The 17,617-nt window shown below is 31.9% G+C and carries 13 protein-coding genes; all 13 read right to left on the reverse strand.

The genetic code is table 11. The features are described 5' to 3' along the window. Positions 1-3 precede the first annotated feature (3 nt). From CCVT_RS05910 to CCVT_RS05970, 13 genes are read right to left on the reverse strand one after another with little or no spacing between them, the layout of a single operon-like run. The gene (locus CCVT_RS05910; RefSeq protein ID WP_018136492.1) at positions 4-1,941 is read right to left on the reverse strand and encodes a GNAT family N-acetyltransferase; all 1,938 of its coding nucleotides are present in this window, start codon (positions 1,939-1,941) and stop codon (positions 4-6) included. Positions 1,942-1,944: 3 nt separating this feature from the next. Continuing rightward, positions 1,945-3,120, reverse strand: a complete 1,176-nt coding sequence (locus tag CCVT_RS05915) for a glycosyltransferase (protein WP_009651447.1) — start codon at positions 3,118-3,120, stop codon at positions 1,945-1,947. After that, positions 3,117-4,403: a lipopolysaccharide biosynthesis protein gene (locus CCVT_RS05920; RefSeq protein WP_009651350.1), complete on the reverse strand. Its 1,287-nt coding sequence runs from the start codon at positions 4,401-4,403 to the stop codon at positions 3,117-3,119. The genes CCVT_RS05915 and CCVT_RS05920 overlap by 4 nt, the downstream gene beginning before the upstream one ends. Continuing rightward, entirely contained in the window at positions 4,397-5,872 is a 1,476-nt protein-coding gene (locus tag CCVT_RS05925; RefSeq protein ID WP_018136494.1) for a LicD family protein, read from the reverse strand. Before CCVT_RS05925 ends, CCVT_RS05920 begins: the two co-directional genes overlap by 7 nt. A 3-nt stretch (positions 5,873-5,875) precedes the next feature. Beyond that, positions 5,876-7,810: an asparagine synthase (glutamine-hydrolyzing) gene (gene asnB / locus CCVT_RS05930; RefSeq protein WP_227898193.1), complete on the reverse strand. Its 1,935-nt coding sequence runs from the start codon at positions 7,808-7,810 to the stop codon at positions 5,876-5,878. 13 nt (positions 7,811-7,823) lie between these two features. After that, complete coding sequence (locus tag CCVT_RS05935) at positions 7,824-8,564, reverse strand: CDP-alcohol phosphatidyltransferase family protein (RefSeq protein ID WP_009651372.1); 741 nt, start codon at positions 8,562-8,564, stop codon at positions 7,824-7,826. A gap of 9 nt (positions 8,565-8,573) precedes the next feature. After that, complete coding sequence (locus CCVT_RS05940; protein WP_009651426.1) at positions 8,574-9,644, reverse strand: phosphonoacetaldehyde reductase; 1,071 nt, start codon at positions 9,642-9,644, stop codon at positions 8,574-8,576. Next, positions 9,637-10,713 carry a thiamine pyrophosphate-dependent enzyme gene (locus tag CCVT_RS05945; protein ID WP_018136495.1) on the reverse strand — a complete coding sequence of 359 codons (1,077 nt, stop codon included), beginning with the start codon at positions 10,711-10,713 and terminating at the stop codon, positions 9,637-9,639. Before CCVT_RS05945 ends, CCVT_RS05940 begins: the two co-directional genes overlap by 8 nt. Continuing rightward, positions 10,710-12,002 carry a phosphoenolpyruvate mutase gene (gene aepX, locus CCVT_RS05950; RefSeq protein WP_018136496.1) on the reverse strand — a complete coding sequence of 431 codons (1,293 nt, stop codon included), beginning with the start codon at positions 12,000-12,002 and terminating at the stop codon, positions 10,710-10,712. Before aepX ends, CCVT_RS05945 begins: the two co-directional genes overlap by 4 nt. Beyond that, positions 12,002-13,801 carry a methyltransferase domain-containing protein gene (locus CCVT_RS05955; protein WP_009651125.1) on the reverse strand — a complete coding sequence of 600 codons (1,800 nt, stop codon included), beginning with the start codon at positions 13,799-13,801 and terminating at the stop codon, positions 12,002-12,004. The genes aepX and CCVT_RS05955 overlap by 1 nt, the downstream gene beginning before the upstream one ends. Continuing rightward, positions 13,798-15,003: a UDP-N-acetyl-D-mannosamine dehydrogenase gene (gene wecC / locus CCVT_RS05960; protein ID WP_009651258.1), complete on the reverse strand. Its 1,206-nt coding sequence runs from the start codon at positions 15,001-15,003 to the stop codon at positions 13,798-13,800. The genes CCVT_RS05955 and wecC overlap by 4 nt, the downstream gene beginning before the upstream one ends. Further along, complete coding sequence (wecB, locus tag CCVT_RS05965) at positions 15,003-16,142, reverse strand: non-hydrolyzing UDP-N-acetylglucosamine 2-epimerase (protein ID WP_009651495.1); 1,140 nt, start codon at positions 16,140-16,142, stop codon at positions 15,003-15,005. Before wecB ends, wecC begins: the two co-directional genes overlap by 1 nt. A gap of 5 nt (positions 16,143-16,147) precedes the next feature. Further along, complete coding sequence (locus CCVT_RS05970) at positions 16,148-17,518, reverse strand: phosphomannomutase/phosphoglucomutase (protein ID WP_018136498.1); 1,371 nt, start codon at positions 17,516-17,518, stop codon at positions 16,148-16,150. Positions 17,519-17,617 lie beyond the last annotated feature (99 nt).

The raw sequence follows: 17,617 nt of genomic DNA on the forward strand, positions 1-17,617 counted from the left end.
AACTCAATGTTCCATATCATATAAAGTTTTAAAATTGTATCGCTTAATTATTTTATCTAGGCATTTTATAGATTCCAAAGAAATAGATTTAGGGTGTGATATAAAAATAATATTTCTACTTCTACTTTTATTTATTGCAATATTTATTAAAAAACTAGACATATTATCTATGCTTAATGGCCTTCTGCGACTTCCCAACTTGGCAAATACGGACTTTTTATCCATATTTATACCTTTTCCGTCTCCATATATTTTAGAATTAGTCAGCTTTAAAAGTATTTTATTAATTATTTTAAAAAACATACTGGCACAAAATGTACCAATTGGCATTTCTATAAATTTACCATTTTTATCTTCAATCAAAACATCATCAGTAAATCTATATGCCTCAATGTTTTTAAGCTTTGTAAAATCAAAATAGTGTATATTGTTATTAGATTTAATACCCTGCATAACAGATGTATCAACTAAAATTTTGTGTTGCAACAAGGCTTTTTTTAATTTATCAAATGGTTGAATACACCATCCACCAGCTCTATAAGAATGCAGCCTATACTCGTCATCTACCTCTTTTATAATATCGTAAAGAATTCTTACTGATTTATTTATTATATTTTGAACCTTTATTTCAGTATATGATTGAATTTTATAATGTTTATAGGTTGGAAATACCCATTTTTTAGAGCCTTCCTGATAAATTGCATCATACCAATGTGGGTGTATATGTAGCTCTACTCTATGTCCCGTCCTAACCATATCTTGTATTTGTTTCTTTATAAGGTTATATTCTAATTTAAGATTTAGATCTAAAATTCTTTCAATATAAATTGTATCAATGTAAAAGGTAGCTTTAATTCCACTTTTATTTAATGAATCAAGCAAAATACTAGTTGGCTTTAAAATAGAGTTTTCTAGCGTTCCGCTATCATCTCCAAAGAATAGCTCATAATCAAATGTCAGAAGAATTGTCTTAGTTTTTATCTCTTGATCTATAATGTCGCCAATATATTTGTTGCCATTTAAAAAGGCATAAGAGTATTTTAAATATTCAAACAACTTATATTTTAGTGGTTTTATAGGATATTTCCAAAGATAGCCAACTTTCATTTTTCCACCAAATCTTGACTTAAACCTCTGGATACCTTCAAGTTTGCCTCCTTTTATGGGATTTATTCTAGCACCAACGAAATCATAAATCTTAATGCCCTTAGATTTCATATCTTTTATAATTTGCCAATGTAGTAAATTTAAAGAGCCGCTATATGGATGAGATATGCTACCACCATATATATAATAAGCACAAGAACAATCATAATAAACAATAGCACAGCCTTGATATATCCCGTTTTTTTCTGCTACATAAATTTTAATATTATTCTTTAATGCATTAAGCTCCTTATATAAAACTGTTTTTTGAGGAGACATCATATTTTGTCTAAGCATTGTGTCTTTTATTAAAGAAACGGCTATTTCTTTAAAATCTAAGCCCTCCTTTATAAAAACTTCATCTTTTATGGCTTTTTTTATAGCATTACGATGTTTTGTATGTATATTTGAAAAAATAGTTTGCTCACTTTGGTCTAATCGTATTTGATATGAACCAAACCGCGTGTATAAACAACCATCTGGATACACTCCGAAAACGACACTGGATGGAGGTTGTGCTATAAAATCAACATATTTCATTTGACTTTTTACTATGCCCACTACATCATTTAAAAAATTCTTTTCCTCTATAATCGTTAATGTTTCGTCTTTATATATTGTCTGATATGGTAGTACGACATAAGAAAAGATTAGTTTTTTATTTATATAAAATGGCAATATAAAATTTTTATCAACAAACCAACCAAATTTGGTTGATCTGGATGACAAGAATTCCTTTTTAGCAAATATTGGCAATTCAATTTCTGTATCTAAATCATTAATTATTTTTATCATAGCCTACTTATCCATATCATTTAAATTTCTCAATAATGAATTCATTATTTTAAATTGATTATCCATAAACCACTCATCTTTTTTTATTTTTATATTTTTCCTAATATCTTCTATATATTCAATATTTATGTATTCATCAATGGCATAAGCCATATCTTTGATATTTTTATAGTCAAACGCCAATCCAAATTTATTTTTTACTATAATGTCTTTCGCATCTCCATCAGGCAAAGCACCCAAAATAGGAATCTCTAAATTTATATATTCATATATTTTTGATGGGACGCAGGCTCCAAAATAATCATTTGATAAAGATACGAAACCAATATCAATATTTTCGAGCATAAAATTCATAAAATGTTCATGATCTAGGTAATCTATAAAAATAATATTTGGATCATTGATATTCATTAGCGGTCTATACGCAGAGTAATTTCCTATAAAATAAATTTGTATACGAGCTTTATATTTTAAATTTTTATATACCTCATAAAGTATTTCTGGGCTTTGGTATTTTGACATCGCACCAACATATGCTATACAAATCGTATCGCCGACAATCTTTCGTTTTGAAATAGTAGTTTTAGCAATATATCCAAAATAATTATTATGTATTACTTCTTTAAGATTTGGGTATTTTTTTTGCAACGACCGCCTATTTGTAAGTGACGATGTTATTATCATATCGGTTTGCTCAAGATATTTTTTTTCGGATTTTTCTCTACTAATGTGAAATCTATTATCTATTTTTAATCCACAAACCTTAGAATATGCTATTGGATCATGGAAATTTACAATAAGTTTACAGTTATACCTTTGTTTTAGTAGGCTTCCAAGCTTTATCATTCCAAGCTCGCCACCACTAGTAGCAAACAGTATATCACTACTATCAATTTTATCTTTTAAAATTTCAAAAGCTTGCTTTACCCATCCATCCAAGTAATCTTCATAAATTCCAAGTCTTTCAAAAATATTTGCAATCTTTTGATTGTATATTGCCGAAAACGGAACATGGTATACGCCATTCTCTATAACGAGTTTTTTGCTATTATAGTTTGGAGTAACGGTTTCAATATTCCAGCCAAATTTCTTAAAATTTTTAACTTGACTTGTTCTAATTAAAGCACCACCTGTTTTTATAAATGGATAAAAAGATCTCGTAAAATACCATATCTTCATAATTTTATATTATCCCTTAATGTACGTTTTTCACAATATGCTGATACGACAAAAATGCTTAGCATTGAAAGCACAAATGAGTAAATAGACGCATACTCTACTTCTATAAAATATAATATATAATACATAAAAATAAAAGACAATAGCCCAACTGCGCGTATAACAATTATAATGTTATATAATCCATATGATTTTATTATAGAATCCGAAAAATTTACATACATAACAAATGGAAGTGCAACTATTAAAATGTTTATCATTTCATAAGAGTTTATATACTGCTCTGGAAATATATAACCAATAATCATTTTAGATAGCAGCCAACAGCTAGTTATAGACGCTACGCCAAAAATAATAAGCAAAATAATTATTTTTCTTTGGATTATTTTTACTTCAATAAAATTCTTGTACCCAATTAGTCTTGATATATGAGGGAACAAAAATCTACCTAATGGCCAAGAACAAATTGATATTAAAGCAAAATATATACTTCTTGCAACAACTTGGAAATTACCAAGTTCTGCGATATTTTCTTCTCTTGTCATCATAAAAACTGGTGCAAACAATAAAACCCCATAAATAAAAAAACCAAAACTTGATACAAAACTCATTTTTATATTTTCTATAATATTGCGCTCTTTAAAGTCAAATTTATAATATGTAATAACCATCTTTATATACTTTTTATCTAGCTTTATAAAAATGGTAAAACATCCAATTAAAAAGATGATAAATTCAACAGATATAAAAGTGATTATAAGTACATTATATCTTGCATAATCTTTCACTATAATAGTTTCCAAAAAAATAACCAAAACAAATAGTATCACTTTGGCTATACTAAGTATGGAAAGCATTATGTTGTATTTTCTAAGCAGTAGCAAATTATCAATATAGCTATTAAAGCTCAATATAATAAACAAAAAAGACAGATATAACCAATTTATCTGCGAACCATTTATATCTCCAAACATTAGGAAATATCTAGAAAATGGAATTATACAAAAGCCAACAAAAGCAATAAAAATAGTAAATAATATAGTAAAAATATTTAAAAATCTAATTTTATTGTAAGTATCAATAATCTTATTGTAAGTTGTTACTAGGGCATCTTTAAATCCTATAAAAAACCTCATTGCCAATGTTACAATATCAATAATGGTATAATATACCACAAGCTCATTACTTGGGAATTTCCTAGTTAAATATATCTTAAATATAAAATTGATAAGTATTGCCAAAAGGGTAACGGAAGAATTTAATAATAATGAAATTTTTAGCACGAGCTACATCCAGCATCATCAAAGAGTCTATAATCTGACCTATTTATATAGTAAAAGAATTTCTTTGTCTTTTTATAAACTAAAAGTATATTTTCTTTATCATCCTTGCTAAATATAGCATTTACAAACTCCTTAATATATATAAAATTTATATCAAAAAAATCTCTATAATTGGTTTGCATTTTTGCAAATAGATAGAATATATCAAAATAGATCTGCTCTTCGTTAGATAAATAATCACTAAATACAAATTCATAATTATATATGATAATATTTGGATTTCTAAGGCAATCTATATCTATCATAATATTATCTATACAAAAATTTCCACTAGAAACTCCCATTTTCATATATTTTAAAATAGTACACTTTAAAATATTAAAAAAAATATTATCGTTGATAAAAAAACTTATTGGTTTAATATTTTGTGCAGTAGGGATTATGATCATGTTATTAATGTTTCTTGCCTTGCTAGTGTCATTTGCTTTATTAAATTTATTAACCTGCATTAAAACTATATCTTGCTGGTTAAAGATAAAAATAGGCTCAACATTTTTACTAATAATTTTTCGCATGAAAATATCATATTTATTTTTATTAAAAATCTTTAGCAAGAAATATCCATCGGCAATTACTTTAAATGAATCAAAAAAATAACTATTTCCAATCTCTTCAAATTTAATGGACTTTATTGCCTTAATATCAAACTCATTAAGCACTTTCAATTTTACAGCTAATACAAAATTTTTAAAAGCATATGTCGTATTTAAACAATATTTTATACTCTTTTTAATCAGTTTTTTAGTCTTTACTATTTTATCTGAGAGATCAACTCCAATATAGCGTGTATATTTATGGTGCTCAAAGTCTTTAATCGGTATTATCCAGTTTTTGCCATACAAAAATTCTAAAAATTTTTTGGTATTACAAGGAATATTGACTGTACGTTCCATAAAATAAATTTTATCTAACGATTTTAAAAATTTATTTGGAATCATGTTTGATGATGAACGTGAGGCAAAAAAGTATTTTTCATTATTTTTATATATAGTTATATCTATTATTAAATTATTATATCTAATGGAAACACTACTTTCATCTGTTGAAATTTTATATATTTTAAAGCCATTTATTCTATCAAGTTTCCCAAGGAATAAAAAAAGTTTATACCTCTCATACTCAAACATACCAAAATCTAAATCATTATCATATTCTATAAAGTTATTATCCCTAATAGCCCCCAAACAAGTCCCATGTGTTATAAAAAAATTTATGCCAGTACTATTAAATAGATCAACTATAATCTCAAATGCATATTTTTTATCATCAAATGGTATCTTTTTACTACTATCCAAACAAACAGCATTATCGACATTTATGATATATTTTCCAAATGTATCATACTCTTCGTATATTAAATTTGCATCCTTAAAATATATCGTATATAAATTTTTAAGATTATCGCTCATAATTTACAAATCGACCCTTTCATTAAAAAATTGCTCTTTAAAAAATATATATGACAATATCTTTTCAACACTTTTATAGTCATTTTTGATTATTTGACCATAATTCATCTTGCTGTCATAGTTTTGTAGTATGCTAATTATAAATTTGTTAAGCTCTTTATTTGTACTAGCATAATAATACGATGCATCCGGATATGGTAACTTTTTCTTATTCCATAAAATTTTATCAGGTATCTTTCCAATAAACGAATATCTGGATATAAATTTTGTAAAACCATTATGCATTTTATAATTTTCTGGTAAATTAACAACAAATTCGAGTAATCTAAAATCAAGGTATGGCAATCTTGACTCAACAGAAAACATCATAGAGTCTCTATCACCCGTATAAAGCAAATATGGTAAGCCATCTTGTAAAGAATAAATAATAGCATCATTCAAATTATATTCTTGATTAGCTCTATATCTGCGTTCAAAGTTATTTCTATACAACATATATTCAAAAAGCTCATTTGATAGTTCAATATTAAACATATCTGTATGTTTTTTTAGTATCTTTTTATATAGAGTTTCAAATGTAAAATTAGACAAAATAGAATTTGAAAGCACTCCTTTCAGTATAGTTTTTAACTTCTTTATATCGCCACTTACGTATCTTTGGGCTTCTAAAATCTTATAAAATTTAAAAACTCTAAAAAAGTTAAACCAGTTATCTGTATATCCTGATAAAAGCTCATCAGCACCCTGCCCTTCAAGCACTACTTTAATATTTGATTCTTTTATCCTTTTATAAACGCTATATCCACTAAAACCGATACTAGGAACTGGTGCATCATATGCCCAAGTCTTTTCTCTATAAACTGATAAAAAAAGATCTAAATCATTATAATCAGTAATAATTGGATTGTAATTAAAATTAGTATTTTTTAGAGCTTCTTGTATATCTTTACTTTCATCTATGTCGCTTAAATTTTTATCATCAAAAACTGAACTAAATACATTAATAGGCTTTGTGCCACCAAGTAGCTCTTTCATTATGTGATAAATTGTATTGCTATCTAGCCCACCAGACAAGGTAATAGATACATCAACATCGCTTCTAAGCCTTATTTTCACCGCATCATATAAAATATCATAAAATTCATGACTATATTCCATCAGTTTTTTATTATCAACCCTATCATAAACGTGCTCATGGTCATATCCTAATTCCCAGTATCGCTTAAAATCAAATTTAAAATCATAAATATTTGTCTCAATAAAATGAGACGATGGAAATTTAAAGACGTTGTTAAATGAAGTATATTTTGTATATCCGCTAGAATCATTAAGCAATATCGCATGAGTTTCTAATGTATTTTCTGTTAAATCAACTACTGGCAACATTTGCTTTATTTCAGAAGAAAAAATAATAAAATTATTATCCTCAAAATAATAAAGTGGTTTTTCCCCGATCCTATCTCTACTAATAACTATATTTTTTGTCTTTATATCGTATATAACAATAGACCACATGCCATTAAGCATAGACCAAACAGCCTCTCCCCATTTTATATAGGCTTTTAGCACAACTTCTGTATCTGTATCTGTGTAAAATTCAAAGCCTAGATCAATAAGCTGTTGTCTTAACTCTATATAGTTATAAATTTCTCCATTAAAAACTATCCAGTATCTATCATTTAGATCATTAGCTGTAAATGGCTGTCTTCCCTTTGAAGACAAATCAAGTATGCTGAGCCTCGCATGCCCCATAAAAAAGTCAAATTTTACCTCCGCATCTTGCGATACACTATCTAAATAAGTAAATTTATTATCCAAAAAAGCAACCAATGAGCTATCATCTGGCCCCCTATAACGTATGCATTCTATGGTTTTAAATAATATATATTTTTTAACAGGTTTTTTATTTTTATTTATAATTCCAACAATCCCACACACTACCAATACTCTCCTAAATTTTAGACCAAATCAAATAACCACTCCTTAATGCCTTAAATATTTCACGCAAATAAGAGATTATATATATACAAAATACAAGAATAAGTAAAAATTTACCAAAAAATATCAAGTAAAAAAGCCCAAGAAACAATAATTGATTTCTCCATATATAAATAGTCTTTATTAAATTTACTATCCCTTGCTTTAAAGGCACACCAATAATGCGTAACATATCCTCATGATCATGCTCCACAGTGGTTACCACTTTTGTACCCCCCCCCATTTTTTTATCTACACTATTTGCTATTTTCCTAAAATACTCTACGAAATAGTAGAGCATGATGCAAGCCATGCTTAAATAAATAAAAATAACATCGGAAGAAAAAACAAATGCACCATATGCAACACTAAATCCAAGAGGTCCGTATTCCGCTGCAAAAAGCTCATCAGTGATATATTCATAATATTGTCCTAACTTGGAACATTGATTTTTAAGTCTAGCAAGCATTCCATCTGCATGATCTAAAATTTCAGCAATTTCAAATAAGACTATCGCAACGATAAAAGAAATAGCCGACCCATACATAAAAAGCAAAAGATAAAAGACTGCTATTATAGATCTAAAAAGTGTTACTTGATTTGGCGTTATATTTGTATTCCATATCGCCATAACAAATTCTTGTGCAAGAGGTCTTACTATGTAGCTATGTATTACTGTTTCTTGTCTAAATTTTCTTCTTTTTGGCTTTTGCATTTTTATATCCTAAATAAGTGAGTTGGATGCCCGCGGGTTATTTTTTATATTATCCAAAAGGCCTTGCATTTCTACTTCATCTATGCCGTAATCCTCAAATTTTACAGATATACCAAGCTTTTGAAACATCTTTCTTAGTGTCTCAGATGACAACTCTTCAAAAATCTCTTTTAACGCATTATCTATAAATTTATATTTACCTATCACTTTATCAACTAAATAAGGAAGAGTGAAACTGCAAGCTATACCGTGAGGAATGCCTTTATGAGTGGTTATATAGTAACTCATAGCATGAGCTAAGGCTGTTTGTGTATTAGAAAAAGCAAGCCCAGCATACATACAAGCTTTTAAAATTTCAGTTCTATACTCTATATTTTCTAAATCATCTATTAGTTTTGGTAAATATTTCATGATTAGTTTTGATGCTTTTATGGCGTAGTTGATAGTTATCTCGTTTGAGTTTTTATTCCATATAGACTCAAAAGAATGAGATAAGGCGTCAAGTCCGGTTTGTATTGTGATATCTCTGGGAACGCTTATAGTTAAAAGCGGATCATATATAGCTACTTTACTAAAAAGCTCTGGCAAATGAAGTGAATACTTTTTCTTTTCATTCATATCCCAAATAGTTGCCCATGGCGTTATCTCACTTCCAGTACCAGCCGTAGTCGGGATACAAATTAGCGGGATATGCGAGTATTCATCTGCTTTATTATTATTTTTAATTAAATTTGTTACAAATTTAGCCTCTTTTGTATAGTTGTAAATACTAAAAAATTTAGATGCATCAATAATACTCCCGCCACCAATAGCTAAAATCATATCAAATTCATTTTTATGTATTTCATTATATATCTTTTCCAAATCTTTAAATTCTGGATGAGATTTTACGTCAGTAAAAATTTTTACTACGTTATCTCCTATTAAAGATTCAAGACGATCTTTAAGTCCTCTTTTGATAAACCCATTTGATGTTACAACTATTACTCTTTCATTATTAATATAACTTGGCAGATCATCAAATTTATTTATTCCAAATACTATTTTTGTCGGCATATAATATGAAAAAGAATTATTCATAAATTTTATTCACCCTTACAGCTTCATATGGTGGTCTTGGCATCTCATCATCAACACCGCACTTTACATGTAAAAAATTTAGTCCATATTTTTGTGATAATTCAAGCATAGCTTGACTAAAATTTTTAACCGACGAAACAACCTCTTGATGCACATTAAAACCGCATGCTTTTGCTATCAAAGTATAATCAATATGTTTTTGATATGTATTTTGCCCACCTGTTGATTTATTTTGTTCGTTATCAAATAAAATATAAGTTAAATCAATCTCTTTTGCATATCTTCCAGTAGTACTTAGCCCACCCATATGCATAACAAATTCAGCATCTCCCCCACATACAATAGCCTTTTTACCTGCTTTTGCAACACCAAGCCCGATACTTAATGCACCACCCATATTTCCTACCATATAAAAATTTTTAGTATCTTTCATTATATTATACATCTCTCTGGCAGTATTCCCAGTAGTTCCTATAAAAATCATATCCGAATGCCCAAACATTTCATTTAGTACTATCAAAAATTGACTTCTAGGGGCATAGTTTAGGCTTAATCTATATTCTTCATCTAATAAAATTTTAGTAAATGTATCCTTTTTTATTATACATATAGTTTGTGTGTTATTGCAAAATTCTATTTGCGAAATAGCACTATCAATATCATCTTGATCTAACACTACATAATCATATCCATACGCATTTATTAGATCTGGAAGTTTTTTGGCTAAATGTTGATGCTGTATCTCACTGTCACCCTCTTTATATGTCCTCCAACTAGTCAATATAGGAAAAGCAATATTATATGGCTTTAAAAGGCTAGTTATGCAGCTCCCCATGTTTGTTAAACCACTTGATTGGATTATAACAATAGGCTTTTTACCAGATATTTTAAGCCCAGCAGCTACAGAGCAAGCCACTGCTTCACTAGCGCATGGGAGGTACTCTATTTTTGGATTATTTATAGCTTCGTTTATTGGATATTTTGCAAAGCTACACGGCACAACACAGACGTGCGTATAATCTTTTAATATTAAAGATTTTATAAAATTCTTAGTATCTAATGCCATCATCTAGTACCTGGTATAAGATCTAATATCTCTTTTATAGACAACAGATCTTTTTCAGTCTCTAAACTTCTATCATTATCAAGGATAGATTTTGCAACATTTTTCATGCCTGGATATGCAGCACGTAGCATATGATTTGCATAAATAACTATATTTACACCGGCCTTGCTCAGCTGCGTAGCGGTTATTTGGTTAAAGGATGTTGGCACTACAACTATCGGGATAGAGTTATTATGCTCCCTTAAAATTTTACAAAACTGCAATATCTCATCAGGTTCTTTTTTTCTTGAATGTATCATAATGCCGTCTGCACCAGCCTTTATATAAGCCTTTGCCCTATTGACCGCATCATCCATACCCTTATCCAAGATTAAGCTTTCTATCCTTGCTATAATCATAAACTCATCAGTTATCTTTGCTCTTTTGCCCATTTGTATTTTATCTGAGAAATTTTCAATGCTGTCTTGCGACTGAACCACATCATTTCCAAAAAGAGAATTTTTCTTTAATCCTATCTTGTCTTCAATTATCACAGCACTAACACCCAGTCTTTCTAATGTCCTGACCGTATAAACAAAATGCTCTGCTATACCACCAGTATCTGCATCATAGATCATAGGCTTTGTGGTAACCTCAAAAATTTCATTTAATGTATTTGTTCTGCTTGTTATATCAACAGCTTCTATATCTGGCTTACCTTTTGATGTAGAGTCTGTTAAAGAGCTACTCCACATCCCATCATAATATACACCATTATCACCAACTATATTTTCTACTATCAACCCACTTAAAGCACTATGTGCTTCCATTATCCTAACCACCGGCCTAGCATCTATAAGCCTTCTTAATGCTTTTCGCCTAATATCTGGGGTTGTGCCAATCTCTTTTAAAGCTTTATTCAAAAGTGTAGATGATATGCCATCGGTATATTCTGGCTCTATAAGCACACCTCCCCATTTCGAGATAGTTTCGATAACTTGTTCCCTGGTTTTAGACTGCACTCCATTTTTCCAGTCATTTCCATGGACTACAAAATCTGGCTTAATCTTTTCTAAATTTGCCCTGTAATCAAGCGTCTCTTGCGCAATTACCTCCTTAACGCCTTTTATATTTTCTACGACTGATTTTCTTTGCTCAAAAGTCATATAAGGAAGTCTTTTATAACTAGCTATAGCCTGATCTGTCAGCAGCCCAACTATCACATCTCCGTATCCTGATGCTATTTTTAATATATTTATATGACCAGGATGTAGTAAATCTGCACTCATTCCTACATAAACTTTTTTATTCATTACTTTCTCCTTGCGATAATCACGCTATATCTATTCATCATAGACCTAATACCACCCCTAGAACAGAAGGCATATGTTTTATACACTGTAAAGTCGTGCTTGGCAAGCATTTGTTTCCACCTATCGATCGTATACCACTTCTCTATAAATGGACTATCAAACGAATACATCCACTTTCCTCTAAATTCCCAAATAGACTTCAAAAAGCCAATCACAGATATAGGATTTCGATCGCATATTATAAGCATTCCATTTTTTTCAACTAGATTATTTTTGATATTATCTATTGCAACATCTATATATTTGACATGTTGTAAAACTTCTATGCAGTATATAAGATCAAATTTTATATTGCTATTGATAGTATATGTATCTCCAATAAAGATATTTTTATCATTATAGTAGTACGGGTCTATACCGACAATATTTTTATTTTCAAATTTACTATTAAATATATTTATATACTTTCCTTTACCACAGCCAAGGTCTAGTATATTGTGACTATCCTTTATGTATTTGCTTAAAATTTTAATATAATTTTGTGCAGTATAGGTAAGCTTTGTATCTACAACATCATTATTAAATTTAAAACATTCGCCTATCCATAGATTGCTGTCTTCTATTAGTGAAAATTTATATTTATTGCTCTGCAAAAGAGCATCTATAAAAAATTTAACACTCCAATTTACTGCACTAAATGGAGCATAAACTCCCCAAAATGGCACAGAACCAGGTAAAGATCCCATTAAATCATTGCCTTCTTTAAACTGTTTTGATTTAATATAATAAAGCGTTTTCCTAGCACATAACAAATACTCGTCATCTTTGGTTAGTTCATATAGTTTAAATGATAAATTTGCCCATTGCGCCAACCCAGTAATGCATCTCTCATTATTTACAGATTCGAATTTATCATTATATTGAGACGATAGTAAAAGTTCTTTGTTTATATTTATTTCTTTTAATACATTAGTATTTTTCAGTAAAGAGTCTAATATATCGGCTCTTTGCGTATAAGTATAGTAATCAAACAAGCCCTCTAATACGTATATCATAGTATGTAATACATTTTCTTCATCTGCTTGAAATTTTAAATTATCAAAAAAGCCATTTTCTTTTTGACGAGATAAAACCCATGATATATTTTTATCTGCACATTTTTTAAATTCATCATTTTTAAATACACATCCTGCCTTGTATAATATAGATGCCACTCTCGAATAATAAGAATGCGGAATTTTATTAAAGCCATATGCAGTCCAACTCCCATCAATATCTTGCACAGAGCATAACCATTCGCAAGCCTTATACGAAGCTATTTTAAATTTTTCCTTACTATCCTTATCTATTTTTTCATTTTCATATAACGCTATCAGCCCATACAAAACTTGACCGGTATCAAAAACTAGCTCTATGTCATTATCTATATCAGTAAATGCGCCATTATCTTTTTGAACGCCAAGTAACCATATACCAGCCTTATAAGCAGATTCATAATATCTTTCATCTTTTGTTTTTTCATATACTTCAAGCATGGTAGGAATAATATAGCCGGTGGTCTCTATATAGCTTTTATCCCAACCACTTTTATAAAGATAAAATCCCCGAGAATATCCATCATCGCCCCCAGTCTCTTGAGCCTTTAATAGCCAATTTGCCGCCAACAGTATATGTTTATTATTTTCATATATATCTTCATTTCTAATGTATTTAAAAAATAGCAATAAACTACTAAAATTTTTAAAAACCGATTGGAGCAAAAATTTAATTTTTCTTAGTCTTATTTTTATATTTTTCATACGTTAATAAGTCCAGCAAAGTCAATTACATATCGATCTTTTATTGAGGCATAAATTTCTTTAAATTCCTTATGCGCGACTAAAAACACGACTATATCAGCCTGTACTACGGCGTCTTTAAAATTTACGATTTCCAGTTCTTTGTGCGTTTTGATATTTGGCTCGACCGCCAGCACATCAAAGCCCGCACTTGATAGTTCCTTCGCAATAAAAAGTGCGGGTGACTCACGTAAATCATCGATATTTGGTTTAAATGCAAGTCCCATACAAGCGATTTTCGCCTTTTTGCGATTTTTATTTTCAAATTCTAGTGCGGCATTTTTTATCTTTTCTATCGCCCATTTTGTTTTGTAATTATTTACTTCGCGGCTAGTTTTTATGAGTCTCGCCTCGTTCTTTGCCGCATGGACGATAAACCACGGATCGACTGCGATGCAGTGCCCGCCCACACCACATCCCGGGCTTAAAATATTTACGCGCGGATGCCTATTGGCGAGCCTGATTAACTCCCAAACATCAATATTAAATTTATCGCATATCATGCTAAGCTCGTTTGCAAACGCGATATTTACGTCTCTAAACGAATTTTCGACCAGCTTTGACATCTCGGCTGTTCTGGCGTCCGTTTGCAGCACCTCGCCATTTACGAAAGTTTTATAAAACTCGGATGTTTTTTTTGTCGCTCCGTCACTAAGCCCGCCCACGATCCTATCGTTATTTACGAGCTCTTTCATGATCTTACCGGGTAGCACGCGCTCCGGACAATGCGCGAAATAAACCCCGCTCGTATCCGTGCCGCACTCCTCTACCCTTTTTTTGACGAGCTCGGTCGTCCCCACGGGCGAAGTCGATTCTAAAATGACGATATTTCCGCTCTTTACAAAAGGTGCTATGCTTTTTGCCGCCGCTTCAACATAGTCTAAATTCGGCTCATAGTCATTTTTAAAAGGCGTAGGCACGGCGATGATGAAGATGTCTGCAAATTTTGGCTTCGTGTCCGCTTTTAGCCTGCCGCTTGTGACGGCAGCCTTTACAAAGAGATCAAGCTCGGGCTCGACGATGTGAATTCTGCCGCCGTTTATCGTCTCTACGACCTCGCTTGAAACATCGACGCCATGCACATCATAACCCTTACTCGCCAAAAGTGCAGCCGTCGGAAGCCCGATATATCCAAGCCCGATAATGCAAATTTTTCTATTCATCACAAATTTCCTTTTAAAAATTCTACTATCCGCTCGGACGCCTTGCCGTCGCCGTAGGGGTTTTGCGAGACGGACATCTTGCGGTATTCGTTTTCGTCGTCCAGTAACTGCCTAGCCTCGCTTGTTATCTTTTCAAAATTCGTTCCCACGAGCTTTACCACACCAGCTTCGAAGGCTTCCGGTCGCTCGGTCGTCTCTCTCATCACCAGCACCGGCTTGCCTAGGCTCGGGGCTTCTTCTTGGATGCCGCCGCTATCGGTGATGATAAATTTAGCCCTGCTCATCAGATATAAAAAGCTTTCGTATTCCAGCGGCTTTATGAGATGGATGTTCGGGATGTTTGATAAAATTTCATTTACCGGCTTTTGGACGTTTGGATTTAGATGCACGGGATAGACGATGTCGATGTTCGGGTAGTTTTTGGCGATCGCTTTTAGCGCTTTGCAGATATTTAAAAGCCCTTCGCCGAAATTTTCCCTCCTGTGCCCGGTAACCAATATAAATTCCCGACTGCCATCAAATTTATACTGCAAATTTATATTTTTTTCTATTTTATTTCTCACTCGCTCGTCGTTCTTTATCCGTTCGAGTGTCAAAAATAGCGCGTCAATGACGGTGTTGCCGGTCACGATGATATTTTTTTCGCTTTTACCCTCTGTGAGTAAATTTTGCCTTGCCTTTTGCGTCGGGGCGAAGTGAAAATTCGCTAGCACGCCGACTATTTGCCTATTCGCCTCCTCCGGATAGGGAGAGTAAATATCATGCGTGCGTAGTCCCGCCTCGACGTGTCCTACTTTTATCTTCGCATAAAATGCCGCGAGCGCAGCGACTGCGCTTGTCGATGTGTCGCCATGCACGAGCACGATGTCGGGCTGATAGCGACTAAAAACGTCTCTAAGCCCCAGTATCACGCGAGAAGTGATGTCATAAAGATCTTGCCCCGGCTGCATCACGTTTAGATCGAAGTCGGGGCTTATATCAAAAAGCTCTAAAATTTGATCTAGCATCTGTCTGTGCTGAGCGGTGATACAAATTTTTATATCAAAAGCGTCCGAATTTTTCTCAAATTTTTTGATAAGCGGCGCCATTTTTATGGCTTCGGGACGAGTCCCGAAGATAAACATAACTTTTTTGGGCATTTAGACTATCCGATTAAATTTTTTATAATATTATTAATATTTTTTTGAATTAGAACTAAAAATTCCTCACTCTTCGCCTCAAACCTAGTCACGATCACTGGTGTCGTATTTGAGGCTCGCACGAGTGCCCAGCCATCTTCAAACTGTATCCTGATGCCGTCTATCTCGATAATATTTAAAATTTTAGGTAGCTCGCATTCGCCATTTTTTATGCGATTTTTTAGCTCTTCTACTATCTTAAATTTATTTTCTTCACTAACTTTTATTTTTATCTCATCGGTACTAAAAACCGGAGGCATTTTATCAAGCTCACCGTCTAGATTAAAGCCTTTATGCACGAGCTCCAGTACACGCATCATAGCATAAAGCGCATCATCAAAGCCAAAATATCGCTCCTTAAAAAATATATGTCCGCTCACTTCAGCGGCGAGATCGACATTTAGCTCTTTCATCATCTTTTTTATATTGCTATGCCCAGTTTTACCCATGAAAACCTCGCCGATCTTAGCGATCTCGTCATACATATTTTGTGAGCATTTGACCTCACCCAGTACTCGCGGATTTTTCATATTTAGCGCATACAAGTATGCAAGCTCGTCACCTTTTATGTTTCGCTTAGGGGTGATCACAGCGATCCTATCGCCGTCTCCGTCAAAGCCAAAACCAAGACTGCACTCTTTTTTTTCTATGCATTCAAAAATATCTTTTAAATTTTCTTTTTCACTAGGATCTGGGTGGTGATTTGGGAAATTCCCGTCAGGCTCGGAGTATAAAATTTTAGCGTTTAGTCCAAGTGACTTTATGATAGGCACGACGCTAACGCCCATAGCGCCATTTGCACAGTCGATGATAAAAGGCTGCTTAAAATTTCTTAGTTCGCTAAATTCTTTGACAAAAAATTGTACGTAAGGTGTTAAAATATCAAATTTTTCACAACTAAAATCATCTGAAATTTTTACCTCGCTAGCGATTATTTCATTCACATCAAATTTTAGTTTCTGCAGATCTTGGCCAAAAAAACTATCCTTTTTTATCGTTATTTTAAAGCCATTGTATTCTTTTGGATTATGAGAGCCAGTTATCATTATGTTTGCATCGAAATAATCGGCATAAACGCTAAAATATCCGACCGGTGTCGGCAGTAGACCTATATCGTAAATCTTTAGCCCGCCAGCTTTATTTAACCCGCTTAGTAAAAATTTAAAAAGATCGCCGGCACTTAGTCTGGCATCATGGCCGATACTTAGTGTCTTTACGCCGCGCTCTTTCATTTTTTCACCAAGCGCTAAACCGATCGCCTTCACGCTCGTTTCGTTCAGATCTTTTTCATAAATTCCACGTATATCATATTCTCTAAAAATTTCATCATATTTCATTGATTTAAGTCCTAAAAATAAAGTGTATGATACATAAAGAAGTATTAAAAATGAGTAAATTTAAAATTTTGTAGAAAATTTAATCTAGCCCACCGGGCG

The sequence above is a fragment of the Campylobacter curvus genome, from assembly GCF_013372125.1.
Lineage (GTDB): Bacteria > Campylobacterota > Campylobacteria > Campylobacterales > Campylobacteraceae > Campylobacter_A > Campylobacter_A curvus.

Excerpts from the sequence above, each read along its gene's own strand:
- wecB (WP_009651495.1), bottom strand. The coding sequence starts at position 16,142 with ATGCCCAAAAAAGTTATGTTTATCTTCGGGACTCGTCCCGAAGCCATA.
- wecC (WP_009651258.1), bottom strand. The coding sequence starts at position 15,003 with ATGAATAGAAAAATTTGCATTATCGGGCTTGGATATATCGGGCTTCCG.
- CCVT_RS05915 (WP_009651447.1), bottom strand. The coding sequence starts at position 3,120 with ATGAAGATATGGTATTTTACGAGATCTTTTTATCCATTTATAAAAACA.
- CCVT_RS05935 (WP_009651372.1), bottom strand. The coding sequence starts at position 8,564 with ATGCAAAAGCCAAAAAGAAGAAAATTTAGACAAGAAACAGTAATACAT.
- CCVT_RS05910 (WP_018136492.1), bottom strand. The coding sequence starts at position 1,941 with ATGATAAAAATAATTAATGATTTAGATACAGAAATTGAATTGCCAATA.
- CCVT_RS05925 (WP_018136494.1), bottom strand. The coding sequence starts at position 5,872 with ATGAGCGATAATCTTAAAAATTTATATACGATATATTTTAAGGATGCA.
- aepX (WP_018136496.1), bottom strand. The coding sequence starts at position 12,002 with ATGAATAAAAAAGTTTATGTAGGAATGAGTGCAGATTTACTACATCCT.
- CCVT_RS05940 (WP_009651426.1), bottom strand. The coding sequence starts at position 9,644 with ATGAATAATTCTTTTTCATATTATATGCCGACAAAAATAGTATTTGGA.
- CCVT_RS05955 (WP_009651125.1), bottom strand. The coding sequence starts at position 13,801 with ATGAAAAATATAAAAATAAGACTAAGAAAAATTAAATTTTTGCTCCAA.
- CCVT_RS05945 (WP_018136495.1), bottom strand. The coding sequence starts at position 10,713 with ATGATGGCATTAGATACTAAGAATTTTATAAAATCTTTAATATTAAAA.
- CCVT_RS05970 (WP_018136498.1), bottom strand. The coding sequence starts at position 17,518 with ATGAAATATGATGAAATTTTTAGAGAATATGATATACGTGGAATTTAT.